The 17500-nt window shown below is 43.4% G+C and carries 18 protein-coding genes; 4 read left to right on the plus strand and 14 right to left on the minus strand.

The genetic code is table 11. The features are described 5' to 3' along the window. Positions 1-110: 110 nt before the first annotated feature. Positions 111-1523, minus strand: coding sequence for a SpoVR family protein (locus tag NST31_RS03350; protein WP_077112215.1), 1413 nt, complete (start codon positions 1521-1523; stop codon positions 111-113). A 280-nt stretch (positions 1524-1803) separates the two neighbouring features. On the opposite strand from NST31_RS03350, the gene NST31_RS03355 reads away from it, so the two are divergent. The 3 genes from NST31_RS03355 to NST31_RS03365 all read left to right on the plus strand — a co-directional run bounded on the left by NST31_RS03355 (position 1804) and on the right by NST31_RS03365 (position 3081). Further along, positions 1804-2052, plus strand: a complete 249-nt coding sequence (locus tag NST31_RS03355; RefSeq protein WP_077112214.1) for a YhdB family protein — start codon at positions 1804-1806, stop codon at positions 2050-2052. Positions 2053-2179: 127 nt separating this feature from the next. After that, positions 2180-2614, plus strand: a complete 435-nt coding sequence (locus NST31_RS03360; protein WP_321189682.1) for a disulfide oxidoreductase — start codon at positions 2180-2182, stop codon at positions 2612-2614. Continuing rightward, positions 2611-3081: a thioredoxin family protein gene (locus NST31_RS03365; RefSeq protein ID WP_205179262.1), complete on the plus strand. Its 471-nt coding sequence runs from the start codon at positions 2611-2613 to the stop codon at positions 3079-3081. The genes NST31_RS03360 and NST31_RS03365 overlap by 4 nt, the downstream gene beginning before the upstream one ends. A gap of 196 nt (positions 3082-3277) precedes the next feature. Here the strand turns inward: NST31_RS03365 and NST31_RS03370 are convergent, their stop codons facing one another. Together NST31_RS03370 and NST31_RS03375 are read right to left on the minus strand one after the other, a co-directional pair. Next, on the minus strand, positions 3278-3679 hold the full coding sequence (locus NST31_RS03370; protein WP_077112212.1) for a DUF5365 family protein: 402 nt from the start codon (positions 3677-3679) through the stop codon (positions 3278-3280). A gap of 121 nt (positions 3680-3800) precedes the next feature. After that, positions 3801-4634 (minus strand): aldo/keto reductase, encoded by an 834-nt coding sequence (locus NST31_RS03375; RefSeq protein WP_077112412.1) that lies wholly within the window; start codon positions 4632-4634, stop codon positions 3801-3803. 341 nt (positions 4635-4975) lie between these two features. Between NST31_RS03375 and NST31_RS03380 the strand changes: the two genes are divergently transcribed. Then, positions 4976-6274: an NCS2 family permease gene (locus NST31_RS03380; protein ID WP_077112210.1), complete on the plus strand. Its 1299-nt coding sequence runs from the start codon at positions 4976-4978 to the stop codon at positions 6272-6274. Positions 6275-6556: 282 nt separating this feature from the next. Here the strand turns inward: NST31_RS03380 and NST31_RS03385 are convergent, their stop codons facing one another. The 11 genes from NST31_RS03385 to NST31_RS03435 form a co-directional block, all read right to left on the minus strand. Continuing rightward, a complete protein-coding gene (locus NST31_RS03385) occupies positions 6557-7975 on the minus strand; it encodes an NAD(P)/FAD-dependent oxidoreductase (RefSeq protein WP_339163872.1) in 1419 nt (472 codons plus the stop codon). A gap of 1 nt (position 7976) precedes the next feature. Further along, on the minus strand, positions 7977-9182 hold the full coding sequence (locus NST31_RS03390) for a dihydrolipoamide acetyltransferase family protein (protein ID WP_339163874.1): 1206 nt from the start codon (positions 9180-9182) through the stop codon (positions 7977-7979). A gap of 17 nt (positions 9183-9199) precedes the next feature. Further along, positions 9200-10198, minus strand: a complete 999-nt coding sequence (locus NST31_RS03395) for an alpha-ketoacid dehydrogenase subunit beta (RefSeq protein WP_339163877.1) — start codon at positions 10196-10198, stop codon at positions 9200-9202. Beyond that, positions 10195-11262, minus strand: a complete 1068-nt coding sequence (gene pdhA, locus NST31_RS03400; protein WP_339163880.1) for a pyruvate dehydrogenase (acetyl-transferring) E1 component subunit alpha — start codon at positions 11260-11262, stop codon at positions 10195-10197. The genes NST31_RS03395 and pdhA overlap by 4 nt, the downstream gene beginning before the upstream one ends. Before the next feature lie 31 nt (positions 11263-11293). Then, the gene (locus tag NST31_RS03405; RefSeq protein ID WP_077112200.1) at positions 11294-12403 is read right to left on the minus strand and encodes a Glu/Leu/Phe/Val dehydrogenase; all 1110 of its coding nucleotides are present in this window, start codon (positions 12401-12403) and stop codon (positions 11294-11296) included. Positions 12404-12622: 219 nt separating this feature from the next. Then, positions 12623-13420 carry an ABC transporter ATP-binding protein gene (locus NST31_RS03410; protein ID WP_077112199.1) on the minus strand — a complete coding sequence of 266 codons (798 nt, stop codon included), beginning with the start codon at positions 13418-13420 and terminating at the stop codon, positions 12623-12625. Next, positions 13398-14447: an ABC transporter permease gene (locus tag NST31_RS03415; RefSeq protein WP_077112197.1), complete on the minus strand. Its 1050-nt coding sequence runs from the start codon at positions 14445-14447 to the stop codon at positions 13398-13400. The genes NST31_RS03410 and NST31_RS03415 overlap by 23 nt, the downstream gene beginning before the upstream one ends. Positions 14448-14469: 22 nt before the next feature. After that, a complete protein-coding gene (locus tag NST31_RS03420; RefSeq protein ID WP_077112410.1) occupies positions 14470-15462 on the minus strand; it encodes an ABC transporter substrate-binding protein in 993 nt (330 codons plus the stop codon). Between the two features lie 162 nt (positions 15463-15624). Continuing rightward, the gene (locus NST31_RS03425) at positions 15625-16398 is read right to left on the minus strand and encodes an enoyl-CoA hydratase-related protein (RefSeq protein WP_077112195.1); all 774 of its coding nucleotides are present in this window, start codon (positions 16396-16398) and stop codon (positions 15625-15627) included. A gap of 11 nt (positions 16399-16409) precedes the next feature. After that, positions 16410-17186 carry an enoyl-CoA hydratase-related protein gene (locus tag NST31_RS03430; protein WP_077112193.1) on the minus strand — a complete coding sequence of 259 codons (777 nt, stop codon included), beginning with the start codon at positions 17184-17186 and terminating at the stop codon, positions 16410-16412. Beyond that, positions 17179-17484: an EthD family reductase gene (locus NST31_RS03435; RefSeq protein ID WP_077112192.1), complete on the minus strand. Its 306-nt coding sequence runs from the start codon at positions 17482-17484 to the stop codon at positions 17179-17181. The genes NST31_RS03430 and NST31_RS03435 overlap by 8 nt, the downstream gene beginning before the upstream one ends. Positions 17485-17500 lie beyond the last annotated feature (16 nt).

The raw sequence follows: 17500 nt of genomic DNA on the forward strand, positions 1-17500 counted from the left end.
CCTACTGAATGAAGTTTCACTTTATTGTTCGTTTTTTCATCAGCTGATTTAGCTGTGTTCCAGGCTCTCCATCTCCTTTAGAGAAAAGCCCCCTTAAAAACAGCCCCCGCTCATATGAATTTCCGTTGTACGTTCCTGCCGTCATAACTGAATAACATCGAGCGATTTTCCACTACGCTCTCCAAGTGAACGGTTCTTCCCCACAATTGATAAATATAAGGCAGTACTTTTTCCAAATATTTTAGGTCAAGTTCAACTCCCTCATAAGAATGTTTCAAATATAGCTCCCCATTCTTCATATAGTCGCCGTCATTGACTGTAATGTACGGGAATCCGCCGTTTACTCTCATGCTCACAAGCTGGTCGCGGACCTCGGTCCATTTTTTGTCAACAATTTTATAATCCCTTCCTTGCTTTTGAAATAAATACATATCTTCCCGCAATACAAGATCTTTTGTTAAATAATTTCTTAAAAAGGATATATCGGATTCCAGTTCGCGAACTTCGAACATCTTTTCCCGACCCGAATTAGGCTTAACTCCTTGTTTTTTCATTTCTTCGTCCGGATTATTCCATCTTTCTTCAATATCCTCGAAAATTTTCAAACCAAGATAATAAGGGTTGATACTTGTCCTTGATGGCTGAATAACCCCCGCATTCAATTTGGCGAATTCAATTGCCTCATCGCTCGTCAAATCCAACTCACGGATAATCCGCTGATGCCAATAAGACGCCCAGCCTTCATTCATAATTTTCGTTTCAAGCTGCGGCCAAAAATAAAGCATCTCTTCTCGAACCATTGTCATGATATCCCGTTGCCAATCAGACAGCTCCCGGCTATACTGTTCGATAAATAAAACGATATCCTTTTCCGGCTGGGGCGGGAATTTTTTTCTCCGTTTTTTCCTGGCCGGCTCTTCCTTTTTCTCTTCATCCAAGCCCCATAAATCATCGTATTCCGTTACCGGTGTAGTATCTTCTTCCCACTCCTCCTCTTCATCCATCTCCCAATCCAGCACCGGCCGCATCAAAGACGGGTCAATATGCTCTTCAATCGCGAGCACCGCATCCAAAAATTGCTCCACTTCTTTTTTTCCGTGTTCCATTTCATATTGCCTGATTCTCCCTGCTGTCGCCGCCATGCTTTCCACCATATCCCGATTCGTGTTTTTAAATCGAACATTGTTTTTAAAAAAATCGCAATGAGCTAGAACATGCGCCACAATCAGTTTGTTTTGAATCAACGAGTTGGAATCAAGGAGAAAGGCATAACAAGGGTTTGAGTTGATCACGAGTTCATATATTTTACTTAAACCAAAGTCATAATGCAGTTTCATTTTAAAAAATTGCTTTCCGAAACTCCAGTGGGAAAAACGAGTCGGCATTCCGTAAGCGCCAAATGTGTAGATAATGTCAGCCGGGCATATTTCGTATCGCATCGGATAAAAGTCGAGGCCAAATCCACTGGCAATTTCTGTTATTTCATCAATAGCATATTCTAATGTTTTCTCATCCGCACTCATGAATATTCCCTCCTTTTATCCACAATGTATGAAAGACAAGGAAATAACATGAATTACATCCGCCTTGGCCGCCAAATTATTTTCCTCACCAAAAAGAGTAACTTCTCACCAATGATCTGGCGAACACCCAAATTCGGCTATGTCACGTTTTACACGTATTGGCTGGTTCTTATTTTTTAACCGTGGTTAAACCCAAATCCAACCATGTCAAGATTTACACCCCTATATATCCCGGCTCCGCGGATATAATAAAGGCAACTCCTAAAAAGGAGGAAACCAGATGGATTATGATCGTGCCCTTTACTATACGCATCGGTCGGAATGGGATAATCTGATCGTTTTAATGGTTCGTACAAAAGACCATATGCTGTCAAAAAGAATAGAACGCTTTTTACACGCGTATTATTTTTCCCGCGATTATTCCCTGATTGAGCGTCAACTCTACTCACTGCTTCGTTATCTAGAGCATGCCGTTTCTGTTACGGAAGAGGAAAGCATCTTTGAGAACAGCCCCTTGGTTCCCATTTAACTGGCTGCCGCAAGCAGCCGGTTTTTTTAGTAGCCATTTTGGAAAGATAGCGTTTTCATTTACTTTAAACAGTTTTTTCCATTATAATCAAAGGAATACATAAACGATTTTAAAGGCAGTGATTTATGTGGGGAAAAAAGATCAGCGGGAAAATATGATTTTTTTTGCATGGGCTGTAGCTGTCATAGCGACACTCGGAAGTTTATATTTTTCGGAAATCAAGCAATATGAACCGTGCGAGCTTTGCTGGTACCAAAGAATTCTAATGTATCCGCAAGCCATTTTGCTCGGAATCGCCTTGGTCAAAAAAGATTACAAAGCGGCAATATACACATCCGTACTTTCGGGAATGGGCGTGCTTTTATCTTTTTACCATTATTTAATTCAAAAAGTTGATTTTTTCTCCGCTTACTCCCCCGCTTGCGGGCGAGTTCCATGTACGGGGGAATATATTAACTGGGCGGGATTTGTGACCATCCCCTTTTTAGCCTTTATTGCTTTTACACTCATTTTCTCCGTAAGTTTGATTTTATTGAAACAATCGAAAGGTGATGCACAATGAAAAAAGTAGTTATATTTTTAGTCATTATTATCGGGTTGTTTGTCGCGATCGCCATAGTAACAAAAGTGCAGCAGGAAAAGAAGTCTGAAGGCAACGTATATCAAAAAGAAAGCTTGCATCCCACAACAGTCGAATTGTTGGATGATCCGCTGTACCAAAACATCATTTTGCCGGATGAGTTGGAGAAAAAATTGAAAAATAAGGAAGATGTCACCGTTTATTTCTTTAGCCCGACTTGCTCGCATTGCATAAAGACGACGCCGGTAGTTACACCCCTTGCGAAAGAAAAAAATATTGACCTTGTCCAATACAATTTGAAAGAGTTTGAAAACGGCTTTAAAAAATATGGAATTACCCATACCCCGACGCTTATGCATTTCAAAGATGGGAAAGAAGCAGCACGAATGGTCGGCTCCCATCCAAAAGAAGATTTTGCGGCTTGGTTTGATGAACATGTAAAAAAATAAAAGCGCCCATCCTTTTGGACAAGCGCTTGCCAGAAAAAGATTCCCCTGCACTATTCAAACTGGATTCAGTGCAGGGGAGCCATTTTCATGTTCCTGAGACCGTCAGGTTGGACAATCCAAAACGTGTAAACGGCCTTAGCCCCGTGAAAATAAGCCAAAGCCGTTCGGTTGTCTCAACAGCCGAAAAGTGTATGTTTCAAATTAAAAAATCGTTGTATGCAGGCGTAAAAATGCTTAACGAGTGACTCAGCCCTTTTTGTCGTGTGTACTGTGAATATGTGAAAGGAAATGATATGTCATGGCTTTCCAAAATCTTTTTGTTTTTGTAAAAAATACTTTCCAAATGAGGATTATGTGAGTCGATGTTTCTCAATTCCAATAATGTTTTCATGACTTGCAGCGCCGCAATCACATTCAACGCATCCGATGCGCTATTGGGCCAATCTTCAAAAGAAGGTGTTTTCAATATATTCAGTTCGCAAAACGTGTAAATATCATCGTCTTGAAAATAAGAAGGTAAAATGGATGAATAAAAATCGTCAAGCAAACTGCTTATTGTTTCCTTCTGTTCTTGTGTAGCCGCAAATACAACCTTCATATCCGAAAACCTGCCTTATGCTCTGAATGTTCTCCCCATTAGAATAACATATGAAAAGCCTACAGATCGTTGGGAAAGTAAGGTAATCGATTAACAAGCGGCATAGGCGGCCAATCACTAACTAATCAAAGTTAAAATGATCAGGATGAGGGCCATACCTTTCGTCCAGGTTCAATCCATTTATTTCATTCATATCTTTGAGTGAAAGTTCAAAATCAAAAATTTCCGCATTTTCACGGATACGATTGCTATTGATCGACTTTGGAATAATGATGTTTCCGTTTTGCAAGTGCCAGCGCAAAATAATTTGCGCACTGCTTTTTCCGTATTTTTTGCCAAGCGCAACGAGAGAAGGTTCTTCAAGCAAACGTGCGCGGGCAAGAGGCGACCACGCTTCGACAGCAATATCATGCTCTTGGCAATATTCCCGAAGCGGTTCTTGTGTCAACCGTGGATGCAGTTCAATTTGATTAACGACAGGCTTTTCATTACTGCGGACGGCCAAATCTTCCAAATGATGAATTTGGAAATTGCAAACGCCAATGGCCCGGACAAGCTTTTCATCATATAACCTTTCAAGCGCACGCCACGTGTCCACATACTTATCTTTTACGGCCCAGTGAATCAAATATAAATCCACATATTCCATTTGTAATTGATTCAAACTTTCTTCAAATGCTTTCAAAGTGTTGTCATAGCCCTGGTCCGTGTTCCATACCTTAGTGGTGATAAACAGCTCCTCCCGCGGAATTCCAGAATCCTTTACCGCCTCTCCGACAACATCTTCATTTTCATAAATTTTTGCCGTATCAATCGACCTGTATCCGTATTGTAATGCATATCTTATGGCATTAACCGCTTTCTTTTTCTCCTTCATTAAGTAAACCCCAAGTCCGAGGTACGGCATGTCGATCCCATTATGTAATGTTTTTACACTTTGCAAATGTTGAACCATTTCCATCACCCTTTCTCCCATTTTCTTCATTGTATATTGATCCGTTGTATAGTGCTAACTATTTGTTCACATATTTATTTCGACAGAAGCTTTTAACTTTCCCGCAAATAAGCTAAAATAAGATCGTTTGTTAATTTGTTTTAACTCACGATGAGGCCCTTTCATCCAGAGAGAAATATGGATCTAGGTTCCTTTTTCACCATGAGCGGCGCCACTTATCTTTCTTTCGTTGTTCCTAAAATTGTTTGGCGTAAAAGAAACTGACTACACTTCGTTTATTGTTGTTTATATTAATGAGGCAGCCGATAAAAACGAGCTGCCTGATGCACTGGAGGTCACCTATGTTTAAATTAAAGGAAAATCAAACAAATGTTAGAACTGAAATCATTGCAGGAATGACGACTTTTTTAACGATGGTATATATTATTGTTGTCAATCCGATCATCTTAAAAGATGCCGGCGTGCCTATTGATCAAGTGTTTACTGCAACGATCATCGCGACTGTTGCCGGAACACTTTGGATGGCGCTGGCGGCCAATTACCCGATCGCGATTGCTCCGGGTATGGGATTGAATGCCTATTTTGCTTATTCCGTTGTCGAAACACACGACATATCTTATATAACGGCGTTTGCTGCTGTATTTGTTGCAGGCATCATATTTATTATTTTATCCTTGACACCTTTTCGCAAAGTATTGATCGAAGCCATACCTGCAAACTTGAAACATGGTATTACGGCGGGAATCGGACTTTTTATTGCATTTATCGGAATGAGACTCACCGGTCTGATCGTGGCTCATCCAACTAACCTTGTAGCCTTGGGAGATCTTCACTCTCCTCCTGTCTTGCTTGCACTTTTAGGCTTGTTCGTGACAATCGTTTTACTGGCTTTTCATATACATGGAGCCTTGTTTATCGGGATGGTCATCACAGGTTTAACAGCCTTTTTTACTGGCCAGCTTCATTTTGACCAGGGCTTTGTACAAATGCCATCGCTTCCTGAAGGAATCTTGATTACCAACCCATTGTCCGCCTTTAGCGAAGTGGCGGAACATTTTCTTTTTGCGGTTGTCTTCTCTTTTCTGCTTGTAACTATCTTCGATACCACCGGTACAATGATCGGTGTTGCTCAGCAAGCGGGACTGATGAAGGGCAATACTTTTCCCCGGGCACGGCAGGCACTGTTGGCTGACTCTGTGGCCACTACGATCGGGGCCATGGTCGGTACAAGCCCGACAAGCGCCTATATCGAATCTTCATCCGGAGTCGCTGCCGGCGGCCGTACAGGTCTGACAACTGTGACTGTTTCGCTTTTATTTATCATTGCGGCTTTTTTCGGCCCGCTCGTAAGTGCCGTTTCCGAACTGTCCGCAATTACTGCTCCTGCGCTAATCATTGTCGGAAGCATGATGATGGGGGCTATTTCAAAAATAAATTGGTCACAAATTGATGAAGGATTTCCCGCGTTTTTAATTATATTGAGTATGCCTTTAACCTCCAGCATTGCGACAGGCATCGCTCTCGGATTTATTTCTTATCCAATCTTAAAGATCGTAAAAGGAAAGTGGCGGGATGTCCATCCGTTAGTATATATATTTGCTGTCCTATTTTTCTACCAGTTGGCTTTCCTGCCGCATTAAGCTTGCTCCCGACATTCAGAGCGCAGACAACCAATGTTCTAATCATTTTTGCCAACAGCTTGGCGTTTTGGCAATGCCAAGAGGGTTCGGGTGCAGCAAGTTTGTCAACGTCTTTCCGCTCCTTATGCTCACTCGGGAATACCGCCCTCGCCTTCTCATCAAATAGGCAGCATGCCCGCTTTGTAAGAGATACACTTTCGGAGCCGACCTTCTCCTGCTGAGAGGGCATACTTGGTTCCATCCTAAACTATTGGAACTAAAACAAAAAACCTGATCAAATGATCAGGCTTTTTGTTTTAGTTTTTTTGGCGGCTGGTGAATGGCAAGGCCTTTCATTTGTTCAACAGCTTCCAATAAAGATTCGCTTGTGCTCGGATGTGGATAAAATGGAAATAGAAAGTCTTCATCCCTTGCCCCCATCTCCAAACCGAGTACAGCGCTTGAAATAAGCTCGACTGCCCCTTCCCCAATGAAGTGTACACCTAAAAGCCGGTCCGATTGGTCGTCAAACACAACTTTTGCCATCCCCTCCTTATTTTGCGTCAATGACGCGTATCCGTTGGCGGTTAATGGGAAAACCCCCGTCTTAATTGTAAAACCCGCTTCTTTTGCTTCACTTTCGGTAAATCCTGAAAAAGCGATAGGCGGGTCTGTATGGATGACTGTCGGCATCCATGTCATATCAACCTCACCCGTTTTCCCACATGCTATTTCAGCGGCTGTTTTCCCTTGGCGAATTCCTTTTACAGCAAGTAATGGCGGCCCTGTCACATCTCCAATTGCAAAGATGCCTCCCCTGTTTGTTCGACATTGCTCATCCACGACAATAAAACCTTGATCATCCAACTCCACTCCTAGACGGGACACACCCAAGCCGTCCGTGTTGCCCCTAATCTCTTCCTGAGAATAAATATGAGTTCCGGTCACTTCACGCCGTTCCCCGTTGGCATTATTGAAAGTGCATTCAATTAGATTGTTTGATATATGCCAGCGAATATTCTTTACATCAAGGTGCAGATCAATCTTTCTTTTCTTCAGCAGTCTTATCAACTCTTTTTCAATTTCAGCGTCCAAAAAGCCGCTGTCATCTCTTGTGGCAAGAACCGTCACATCACATCCCAAGCCGGAATAAGCGAACGCAGCTTCTAAAACAAGGTAATTCCAGCCGATAAGAAGTAATTTTCCGGGAAGGTTTTCCGGATTAAACAGCTGATAAGAAGAAAGCATCCGGTTAGTTTCATCTTCCTTGATGTATGCTCCCGCAGCAATGATCGCTTGGGAAAATTTGATTGTCTCGTATTGATGCCCGTTTTCCACTCCGATCCTTTCATGATCAAGGAAATAGGCTTTTCCGGTTATGATCTCAATTTTATGTGCTTTACACAGCGCCATGACGCCTTTTCTGAGATTGTCTATGATATTGTTTTTATATTGATGGTAAGTGGATAGTTCAAATGACGGGTCATCAAACAAAAAGCCCAACTCTTTCATTTTTTGCAAGCGTCCGCTTTGCTTGGCCGCATGAACCAATGTTTTGGACGGAACGCATCCTTTATTCAGGCAGACTCCGCCGATTTTTTCTTTTTCTATTATGACAACTTCTTTGCCGAGCTGTGCCGCTCTAATGGCCGCAGTGTAGCCGGCAGGTCCACCGCCGACTACGACCAATTCTTTTTCTTGAACTAGTTCTCCTACGACCATTCTACATCAACTCCAATAACATTTTAGCCGGATTTTCGATTAAGCGGACGAATCGGTTCGTAAATGCCACTGCCATTGCCCCATCGGCTACACGGTGGTCAAAGGACATCGATATATTCATCATGGACCGGATCGTGATCTCATCATTGACAACGGACGGGCGTTTTTTCGCCTTATGAAAAGCCATCAAACCTGTTTCCGGATAATTAATAATAGGAGTGGCGGCAATGCTGCCGAGCGGTCCTACATTGCTGATTGTGAAAGTGCTGCCGGACATTTCTTTCGGGTTCAGCCGGTTTTCTTGCGCTTTTTGAATAAGTTGCTTCATCTCATCATGAATTTGTTTGATGGATTTACGTTCTGTATGACGGATCACTGGGACAATTAGCCCTTCTTCCGTATCAACGGCAATCCCCATATGGCAATGGTTTTTCATTTTGATTACTTCGTTCTCCTCATCCAGTACAGCGTTGAATACCGGAAAGTCCTGCAACGCAATCTGAACCGCCTTAATGAAAAAAGCTGCGACAGATACATGATCTCCTTCTTCCTTTAGTTGCTGTGCCAGGTTTAGGACATTTGTTACATCTGCTTCTTCAAAATGGGTGACATGCGGAATTGTAAACAGCGATTTTGCCATTTTCTCTGCAATGATTTTTCTCCGGCCTTTAAAAGGAACGATGTTCTCCTCTTCTGTTTCCACCCGCCGCGCAGAAGCGGACGCACTTTCCTGAGACACTTGTCTTTTTCCCGCTACTGATTCGTTCGTAAACCTGTAAACATCTTCATCCGTTATTCTTCCGGCTGGACCCGTTCCGGTTACTTCTTCTATATTGACTCCAAGATCACGAGCTATTTTTCGAGTATAGGGTGCGGCCAAAACCAGTTTCTTATTGGCAGGCTTAGTCACTTGGATTTGCACGCTTTTTTTTGCTTGTTCCTCTTCTTTTCTTGTGTCAACGGTTGCAGATTGGCCTGGATCAATGACAAGCAACGTGGTTCCGACAGTAATCTGTTCTCCTTCGGGAACCTTGATGTCTGTGATAGTGCCTTGAGCCGGCGAAGGCAGTTCAGCAGTCATTTTGTCGGTCTGCACCTCAACAAGTGGCTGGTCCGCCTCCACTTTTTCACCAATTTTAACAAGGTATTGGATCACTTCTCCTTCGGTGATCCCTTCTCCGATATCATGAAATTTCACATCGACCAAAAACACTCACCCTTTTCTTAAAAATTGACTGTTGTTTCAATGGCCTTCATTACACGCTCGGGTGTCGGCAAATAATGTTGTTCCAGTGTATAAAATGGGACAGGTACATCAAAGCCGGTAACTCTTTCAATCGGGGCTTTTAAATATAAAAATGAAGTGTCTTGAATAAGGGTAATGATTTCCGTCCCAAGTCCGCTTGTGGCGTGCGCTTCATGAACAATGACGGCTCTTCCTGTTTTTTGGACAGATTCGGCTATCATGTCTTTGTCAAGCGGATATAGCGTTCTTAAATCAAGCACATCACAATGGACGCCTTGTTCCTTCATTTGTTCAGCCGCTTGAATCGCCACTGGAACCATCGCTCCCCACGCAATGACCGTCACATCATTGCCCTCCATTATCCTCTTTGCTTTGCCGATTTCGACCGTGTACTTTTCAGTAGGAACATCTTCTCGAAACGCTCGATATGATCTCATGGATTCTAGAAACAAAACAGGATCAGGATCCTCGATGCTCGCAATGAGCAAGCCTTTTGCATCATACGGACTGGCTGGACAGACCACCTTGATTCCCGGCATATGGGTAAAAAATGCTTCAACACTGTCAGAATGGATTTCAGGAGCGCGGATACCGGCGCCATACGGTGCCCTTATGACGAGCGGAACGGTAAAATGGCTGTTCGTCCGCATCCGAATCCGTGTAACATGAGTCGCGATTTGTTCAAATGCGGGATAAATGAAACCGAGAAATTGCATTTCCACTACCGGAAGCAGCCCGTTTACCGCCATGCCGATGGCGGTGCCGACAATCCCCGATTCACTAATCGGCGTATCAATGACACGATGTTCGCCGAATTCATCCATTAAGCCGTCTGTTGCGCGAAACACTCCGCCATTCACGCCAATGTCTTCACCCATCATAAGCATCTCATGGCGCTCCCTCAACATCGTGCGCAGCCCATCGGTGACCGCTTGAACCAACGTCAATTTTTGAGTAGCCGGTGCCGATACATTCATGAAGTAACACCTCGCAAAAAGTCAAAGTATTTGTTTTTCTGCTCTTGAATCGTCCATGGATTTTCCTCAAATACGTGATCAAATAAATCATTCACATCGGCAGCAGGGAAGGCTTCCATGTCTTTAACCGCTTTTTCAACCTGATCAGCCGCTTCCATTTGAATACTTGCGGCCCACTGTTCATCCCACAAGTCTTCTTTTTTCATATATCTTTCCAAGCGTAAAATAGGATCGCCTTCTTCCCTCTTCTGTTCGCTCAATGATTGGTCACGGTATTTGCTCGGGTCATCTGCAGTTGTATGTGCACCGTAACGCCATGTAACAGCCTCGATCAATGTAGGGCCTTCTCCATTTCGAGCCCGTTCCAACGCTTTTTTTGTTTCAAAATAAACAGCGAATATATCATTGCCATCAAGACGGATGCCGGGAATATCATAAGCTACGGCTTTTTGGGCAATGGTTCTGGAGTTCATTTGCCTTTCGATCGGGACAGAAATGGCATATTTGTTGTTTTGGTTAAAAAACACCACCGGCGCCTTAAATATGCTTGCGAAATTCATCCCTTCATGAAAATCTCCTTCTGACGTAGAACCGTCCCCGAAGTATACAATAACGGCATTGTTCGTCCCTTTGTATTGTTCAGCCATCGCCGCACCTGCAGCATGGGGAAGCTGAGTTGCGAGCGGAACAGCAGGAGGGAAAATTCTTTTCCCGGAAGGGGGGATACAGCCTTCGGCGCGCCCATTCCAATATAAAAGGACTGTTTCAAGAGGAAGTCCAAAAGTCATTGTAGCAGCATGATCCCGGTATGTCGGGAATATCCAATCATCATTTTGCAGGGCCAAGGCACTGCCTACTTGTGAGGCTTCCTGTCCCTCAAACGGGGCATATGTTCCAAGCCTCCCCTGCCTCTGTAAATTAATAGCCTTTCTGTCGAATGTTCTCATTAAGGTCAACTGCCTATATACCTTTCTAAGAAATTCGTCAGATATTTGGTCCCGTATTTCTTCTTTGACCAGCTTCCCATTACCTTGCAAATAAACGACTTTTTCAAAGTTCTCCATGCTTCTCCTCCTTTAGATGATGACACGGATTTTAATGTTTGATTTGCCACTTGGGCGGAACCTTGCGCGCGAAGAAACTATTTCCAGCTTTTCTTGCCGCCAATTTTTGCTCACAAAACCTATTGGCTGCTTCCACGGTGGAAACGCTATCATTTTCCGAGACAATAAATATTTCCATCAATGAATCGTAGATTGCTTTTGTTTTTTGCAATACCCGCTCTTGATTGACTCCGTACAATTCGTCAGCTACTTGAATCAATCCGCCAGCATTCACAATATAATCCGGAGCATATACGATTCCCTTTTCTTGCAGTGCGGCGCAATGACGCTCCTCCTTTAATTGATTGTTCGCGGAACCGACAACGGCTTTTACTTTTAACATGTCAAGCGTTTCATCGTTCAACACGCCGCCAATGGCGCATGGAACGAAAACATCCGCTTCAACTCCGTAAATATCATTTGATGAAACCACTCGAATGGATGGGTTTCCAATGCTCTTTCCATAATCCACCAGTTTGGTGATCGCTCGCTCGTTCAGTTCTGTCACATATAGATCAGCACCTTTTTCCAGCAGCTGCTCTGCTACCTTTAATCCCACTTTACCAAGACCTTGTATAGCATATGTTTGATTACCCAAGCCACTGGAACCGCTTACAAACTCATTGGTAGCCTGAATGCCGTATAAGACCCCAATCGAGGTTGGCACGGATGAATCTCCGCCTCCTCCATACTCCTTTGGAAGTCCAATGATACAGTTTGTTTCTTTCATCGCATGAACAAAATCTTCCGGGGTTGTGCCCATGTCAGTTCCAGTGTAAAATCGTCCATTCAATGATTCTACAAATCTTCCGAAAGAACGGAATAGTTCCGGTGATTTGTCTTTTGCCGGATCACCGATGATAACCGATTTCCCGCCTCCAAAATCTACGTCGGCGGCAGCACATTTATATGTCATGCCCTTCGAAAGGCGCAGAACATCATCCAGGGCATCTTCAAAGGAACGATATGGATACATTCTGCAGCCGCCGGTTGCCGGACCGAGCGTTGTATTATGGATGGCTATAATCGCTTTCAATCCTGTGTTTGGATCATTGCAAACAACTACTTGCTCATGTTCATGAATCTGTTCAAAAAAACCCATCTTGACCTCCCCTTTTTCCGCAATCTCTTTCTGTAAAAAACGAGGATTTGATCTTTATTTACTTTCATTCTATGAACAGTTATCCACCATTTAGTGCATATAATGGATATTTTTTTGGAAAATAATGGTAAAAATCATGTAAATTGGGTAATAAAAATGAGAGAACATCATAAAGAAGCCTCCCTTTTTTATTTAAAAATCAAGAAACGCAAATATCTCCTAACTCGATAATAGCGCCTTGTCACTTGCAAATTGTTCTCCGCGAATCCGCTGAAACTCTCCAAGCAACTTTTCTATTGTTAAATCTTTTTTCTCTTCTTTGTTAACCTCCAAAATAATTTGACCTTTATCCATCATGATCAAGCGGTTGCCAAGATCAAGCGCCTGCTGCATATTGTGTGTGACCATGAGCGTTGTCAAACGATCCTTTTCAACAAGCTCTTTTGTCAAGTTCGTAATGAGCTCCGCTCTTGCCGGATCCAGCGCCGCGGTATGCTCGTCAAGAAGCAGAATAGACGGTTGAGTGAATGTTGCCATTAAAAGCGATAGAGCTTGCCTCTCTCCCCCTGACAACAACCCCACTTTGGCATTTAAACGGTTTTCCAAGTTTAAATGGAGCGTTTCGAGCGCCGCACGGAAAAAGTCCCTTCTTTTCCTGTCGACACCTCTCCTTAAACCGCGCTTTTTATTGCGTGAATAGGCCATCGCCAGGTTTTCTTCGATCGTCATGGATGGTGCAGTTCCAGCCATTGGGTCCTGAAATACCCTCCCGATTAATCGCGATCTTTTATATTCCGGCAGTTTTGTTACTTTTTTGGAACCAATTTCCACTGTCCCGACATCCGGAGTCAATACACCGGAAATCATGTTCATTAATGTGGACTTGCCCGCACCGTTACTGCCTATCACTGTGACGAAATCGCCTTCTTCCATTTCCAGGTTCACTCGATCCAGTGCTATTTTTTCGTCAGGTGTCCCTTCATTGAAGATTTTGCTAATCTGTTCGAGCTTCAGCAACGGATTCTACCTCCTCTTTTCCGGCCGATTTCAAAGCTGCCATTCGCTGGGTGTGCCACTTGGCCTTCCGCTTGTTTGCTCTTCTTTTTTCGATGATTTGCGGCATGACAAGTGCGGCAATAACAATGACTGCCGTAATAAGTTTCATATCCCCTGTATCAAGCAACTTGATTCGCAGCGCCAATCCAAGAACAATTCGATAGATAATAGCACCAGCTACTACAGCCAACGTTGTTCGAACAATTGTTTTCGTACCAAAAATCGCTTCCCCAATAATGACCGACGCAAGCCCAATGATAATCATCCCGATTCCCATACCAATATCAGAAAATTTTCCATATTGGGCAATCAATGCTCCGGAAAATGCCACAAGCGCATTGGAAATGCCAAGTCCAAGAATGACAAGTGAATCCGTATTTGCGGAGAAACTGCGAATCATTCGTTTGTTGTCACCGGTGGCACGAATCGCAAGCCCCACTTCGGTTTGAAGAAACCAGTCGGCAATCAGCTTGATGATAATTGTTACAATTGCCATAAGGATCAATATTCCCCAAGTGGAAGGGATATGCTGAACGCCAATGGATGACAACATATTGTTCAACGCGGCATCAATTCCCAGGTTTTCCCAAAATACTTGAAATTTTGTAAAGATTGTTTCAGAATTTAATAAAGGTATATTCGGGCGTCCGACCGAGTTATCAGAAGTTAAACCCATAATCCGCAAATTGATAGAATATAGTGCAATCATCATTAAAATGCCGGATAATAGCGGGTTTATTTTTCCTTTCGTATGCAATAGTCCCGTGACACAACCAGCCAAAAACCCGACGACCAAGGCAACAGCCGTTGCCGTTGCCGGATGATACCCGAAGATAATCATCGTGGCGGCAACCGAAGCTCCTGTGACAAAGCTGCCGTCAACCGTCAGATCCGGGAAGTCGAGCACCCGGAATGAAAGATATACCCCGAGTGCCATTATTGCATAGATGATTCCTTGCTCTACGGAGCCAAACATTGCTGCAAACATCTTAGAATCATCTCCTATCTATTTATTTGCCTTCGTAAATTTCAGCTTCCCATTCATCTTTAATTTCTTTTCCAATCTTATCCGCAATTTTCTTGTTGACCATTAATTTCAAGTTTTGCGGAGCCTGTACTGGCATTTCGGCTGGTTTGTCCTCTTCTTTTAAAATCTTCACTGCCATTTGTCCAGCTTCATATCCAATGTCAAAGTATTCAAAACCATATGCTGCAAAGCCGCCCTTTTTTAATGAATCCAATTCTCCCACCACTAGTGGAAGTTCGTTGTCATTGGCAACCGAAATAACAGATTCCAATGCGGAAACGACCGTGTTATCCGTAATAATATAAATAGAGTCAGCCTTTCCAAGCAATGATTCTGTTGCCTGCTTTACTTCGGCAGAGGTTGATACGGGTGCTTCTACAATGTTCAAATCAAGATTTTCTTTTTTGATCGTTTCTTTTACGATATTTACTTGAGCGACCGAGTTTTGTTCCCCTGCGTTATAAACCATTCCCACATTTTTGGATTCTAATTCTTCACTAATAAACTTAACAGAATTCGGAATGGCCTCTGGATGGGTGTCAATGGTTCCAGTAACATTAGCGCCGGGCTTTTCCAATGATTCGACCAATTCAGCCCCGACTGCATCCGTAACAGATGTGAAAACGATCGGAATGTCTTTTGTAGCGCTCGCGACAGATTGTGCGCTCGGTGTTGAGTTGGCAAATATCAAATCAACGCCGGCATTTACAAGGTTCGAGGCAATCGTCGTGTTATTATTTGGATCTCCTTGCGCATTTTGTTCATCATATTCCACCTCTAATCCTGCATCCTCCAAGGCTTTCTTAAAACCGTCGTAGGCAGCATTCAAAGATGGGTGGTCAACGAGTTGCGTAACACCGATTTTATATTTTTTTCCTTCTTCCTGCTTTCCATTATTATCTTCTTCCTTCTCTGGGGCAGATGTATTATTGCCACATGCAGCCAATACAAGGACCGCACCGCCAAACAATGCCATTAAACCTTTTTTCCATTTTACGCTCACCTTTGTTCCCCCTCTATTTAAAATTTTATCGCCTTTTTCACACTATGTAAACGGCAATAATTATCGTAATGGTACACTGGTTATGGTAGATAGTCAATAAGTTTGGCAGGTTAATAAACGTGCGGAAGAAGCTCTTTATTTCCCTTGAAAAGCAGGTTTGCGCTTCTCGACAAATGCTCGTACTCCTTCTAGATGATCCTTCGATCTGCCGGCCAACCGCTGCGCTTCCGCTTCCAAGTCAAGCACCTCTTCAAGAGTTGAGTTCCATGATTTCTGCACATTGCTTTTCATCATGGCGATGGCCTTTGTCGGCATGGACACGATCTTATCCAAAAATTCCGATACTTCATGATCCCACCCATCCGCTGGAATCATTCTCGTGACAAGCCCTAATTGATCAGCTTGTTCAGCACTTATTTTTTCCCCAAGCATCATGAGTTCAAGTGCTTTTGCATGGCCAATCATGCGCGGTAAATAGTAAGTATTTCCAGAATCTGGAACTAGACCGATGTGCACGAACGCATTTAAAAAACTGGCCTTTTTTGACACGAGTCTGAAATCCGCAGCCAAGGCCAGGCTGAATCCCGCTCCTGCTGCCGTACCATTCACTACCGCAACAATCGGCTTTTGGCTTGCGGCCATTTTCAAGATAATCGGGTTGTACCGATTGGTAAGCAGCTCCCCATAATCAAAGGCGGCATCGGCTTCCCCCAAGTCTTGTCCCGCGCTGAAAGCACGTCCCGCTCCCGTAATGACGATTGCCCGCACATCATCATCTTGATCTCCTTTTTCAAAGGCGCTCAGCAATTCGGCGTGCATTTGGGCATTGAAAGAGTTCAATTTATCCGGACGGTTTAACGTAATCCATGCGGCGGATTTCCTAACTTCATACAAAATTGTTTCAAACATGGCAACCTCCATTAATATCCTTTAAAATCAGGTTTTCTTTTTTCCATAAAAGCTTTCATGCCCTCTTTTTGGTCTTGGGAAGAAAATAGCAAATAGAAGTTCTTCCGCTCAAAATACATCCCTTCTTGAAGTGGATAGTCTACCGCTTTGTGAACGGCTTCTTTGATCATTCGAACGGCGAGGGGGGGCTTTTCAGCCAGTTTTTTTGCAAAATTCAACGTTTCTTCAAATACAGTGTCAGCAGGATACAACTTATTGACGACCCCAAAGGATAGGGCTTCTTCGGCTGACATCATGTCGCCGCTCCAAATCCATTCAAGCGCTCTTGTCTTTCCAAGCAATTTAGTCAACCTTTGCGTGCCTCCGGCACCGGGCATAACCGCCAGGTTTACTTCCGGAAATCCAAACTTGGCATCGCTTGCGGCATACATCATGTCGCATAAAAGAGCAAGCTCAAAGCCTCCGCCTAAGCAATAGCCGTGTACTGATCCAATAATTGGCGTTTTAATTTGGGCAAGGCGGTCCCAATCGGCAAATTGATTCAATAATTCCATCGAGATTGTATTCTCTTCCGCCATTTCATCAATATCCGCCCCAGCGGCGAATGCCTTTCCTTTCCCGGCAAGCAAAATAACCCTGATCCGCTCTTTCCGATCAAATCGTTCGAGAGCCTCCAAAATCTCTCGAACCATTACTCTGTTTAGGGCGTTCAATACATTTGGGCGATTGAGCCACACAACCCCGACCGGGCCTACTTCTTCTGTTAAAATATGTTGATAATTACTCATTAACTTCCTCACCAAACATAAATGTGACAAGGTTGCCGGCGAATTTCATGACATCCTTTCCAGAAGCTTTTGATTCCTCTGTTTTGGACGCCTCTTTAAATGCTTCTTTACTATCATAAAACATTTCACACATCAAATAATACGGACTTTCTCCCATCGGCGATCCAGTAAATTTTGTCACGTTGACTTTGCGGAGTCCGGGAATTTTTTCTGTCAAAGGCAAGTGCGTTCCAAAATAGTATTGATCAAACTCCTCAGGGTCTTCCGGCTTTTTGAACAGTGCAACCATTTTAAACATGTACATATCCCCTTTC

The organism is Siminovitchia sp. FSL W7-1587 (assembly GCF_037963795.1).
GTDB classification, from domain to species: domain Bacteria; phylum Bacillota; class Bacilli; order Bacillales; family Bacillaceae_C; genus Siminovitchia; species Siminovitchia thermophila.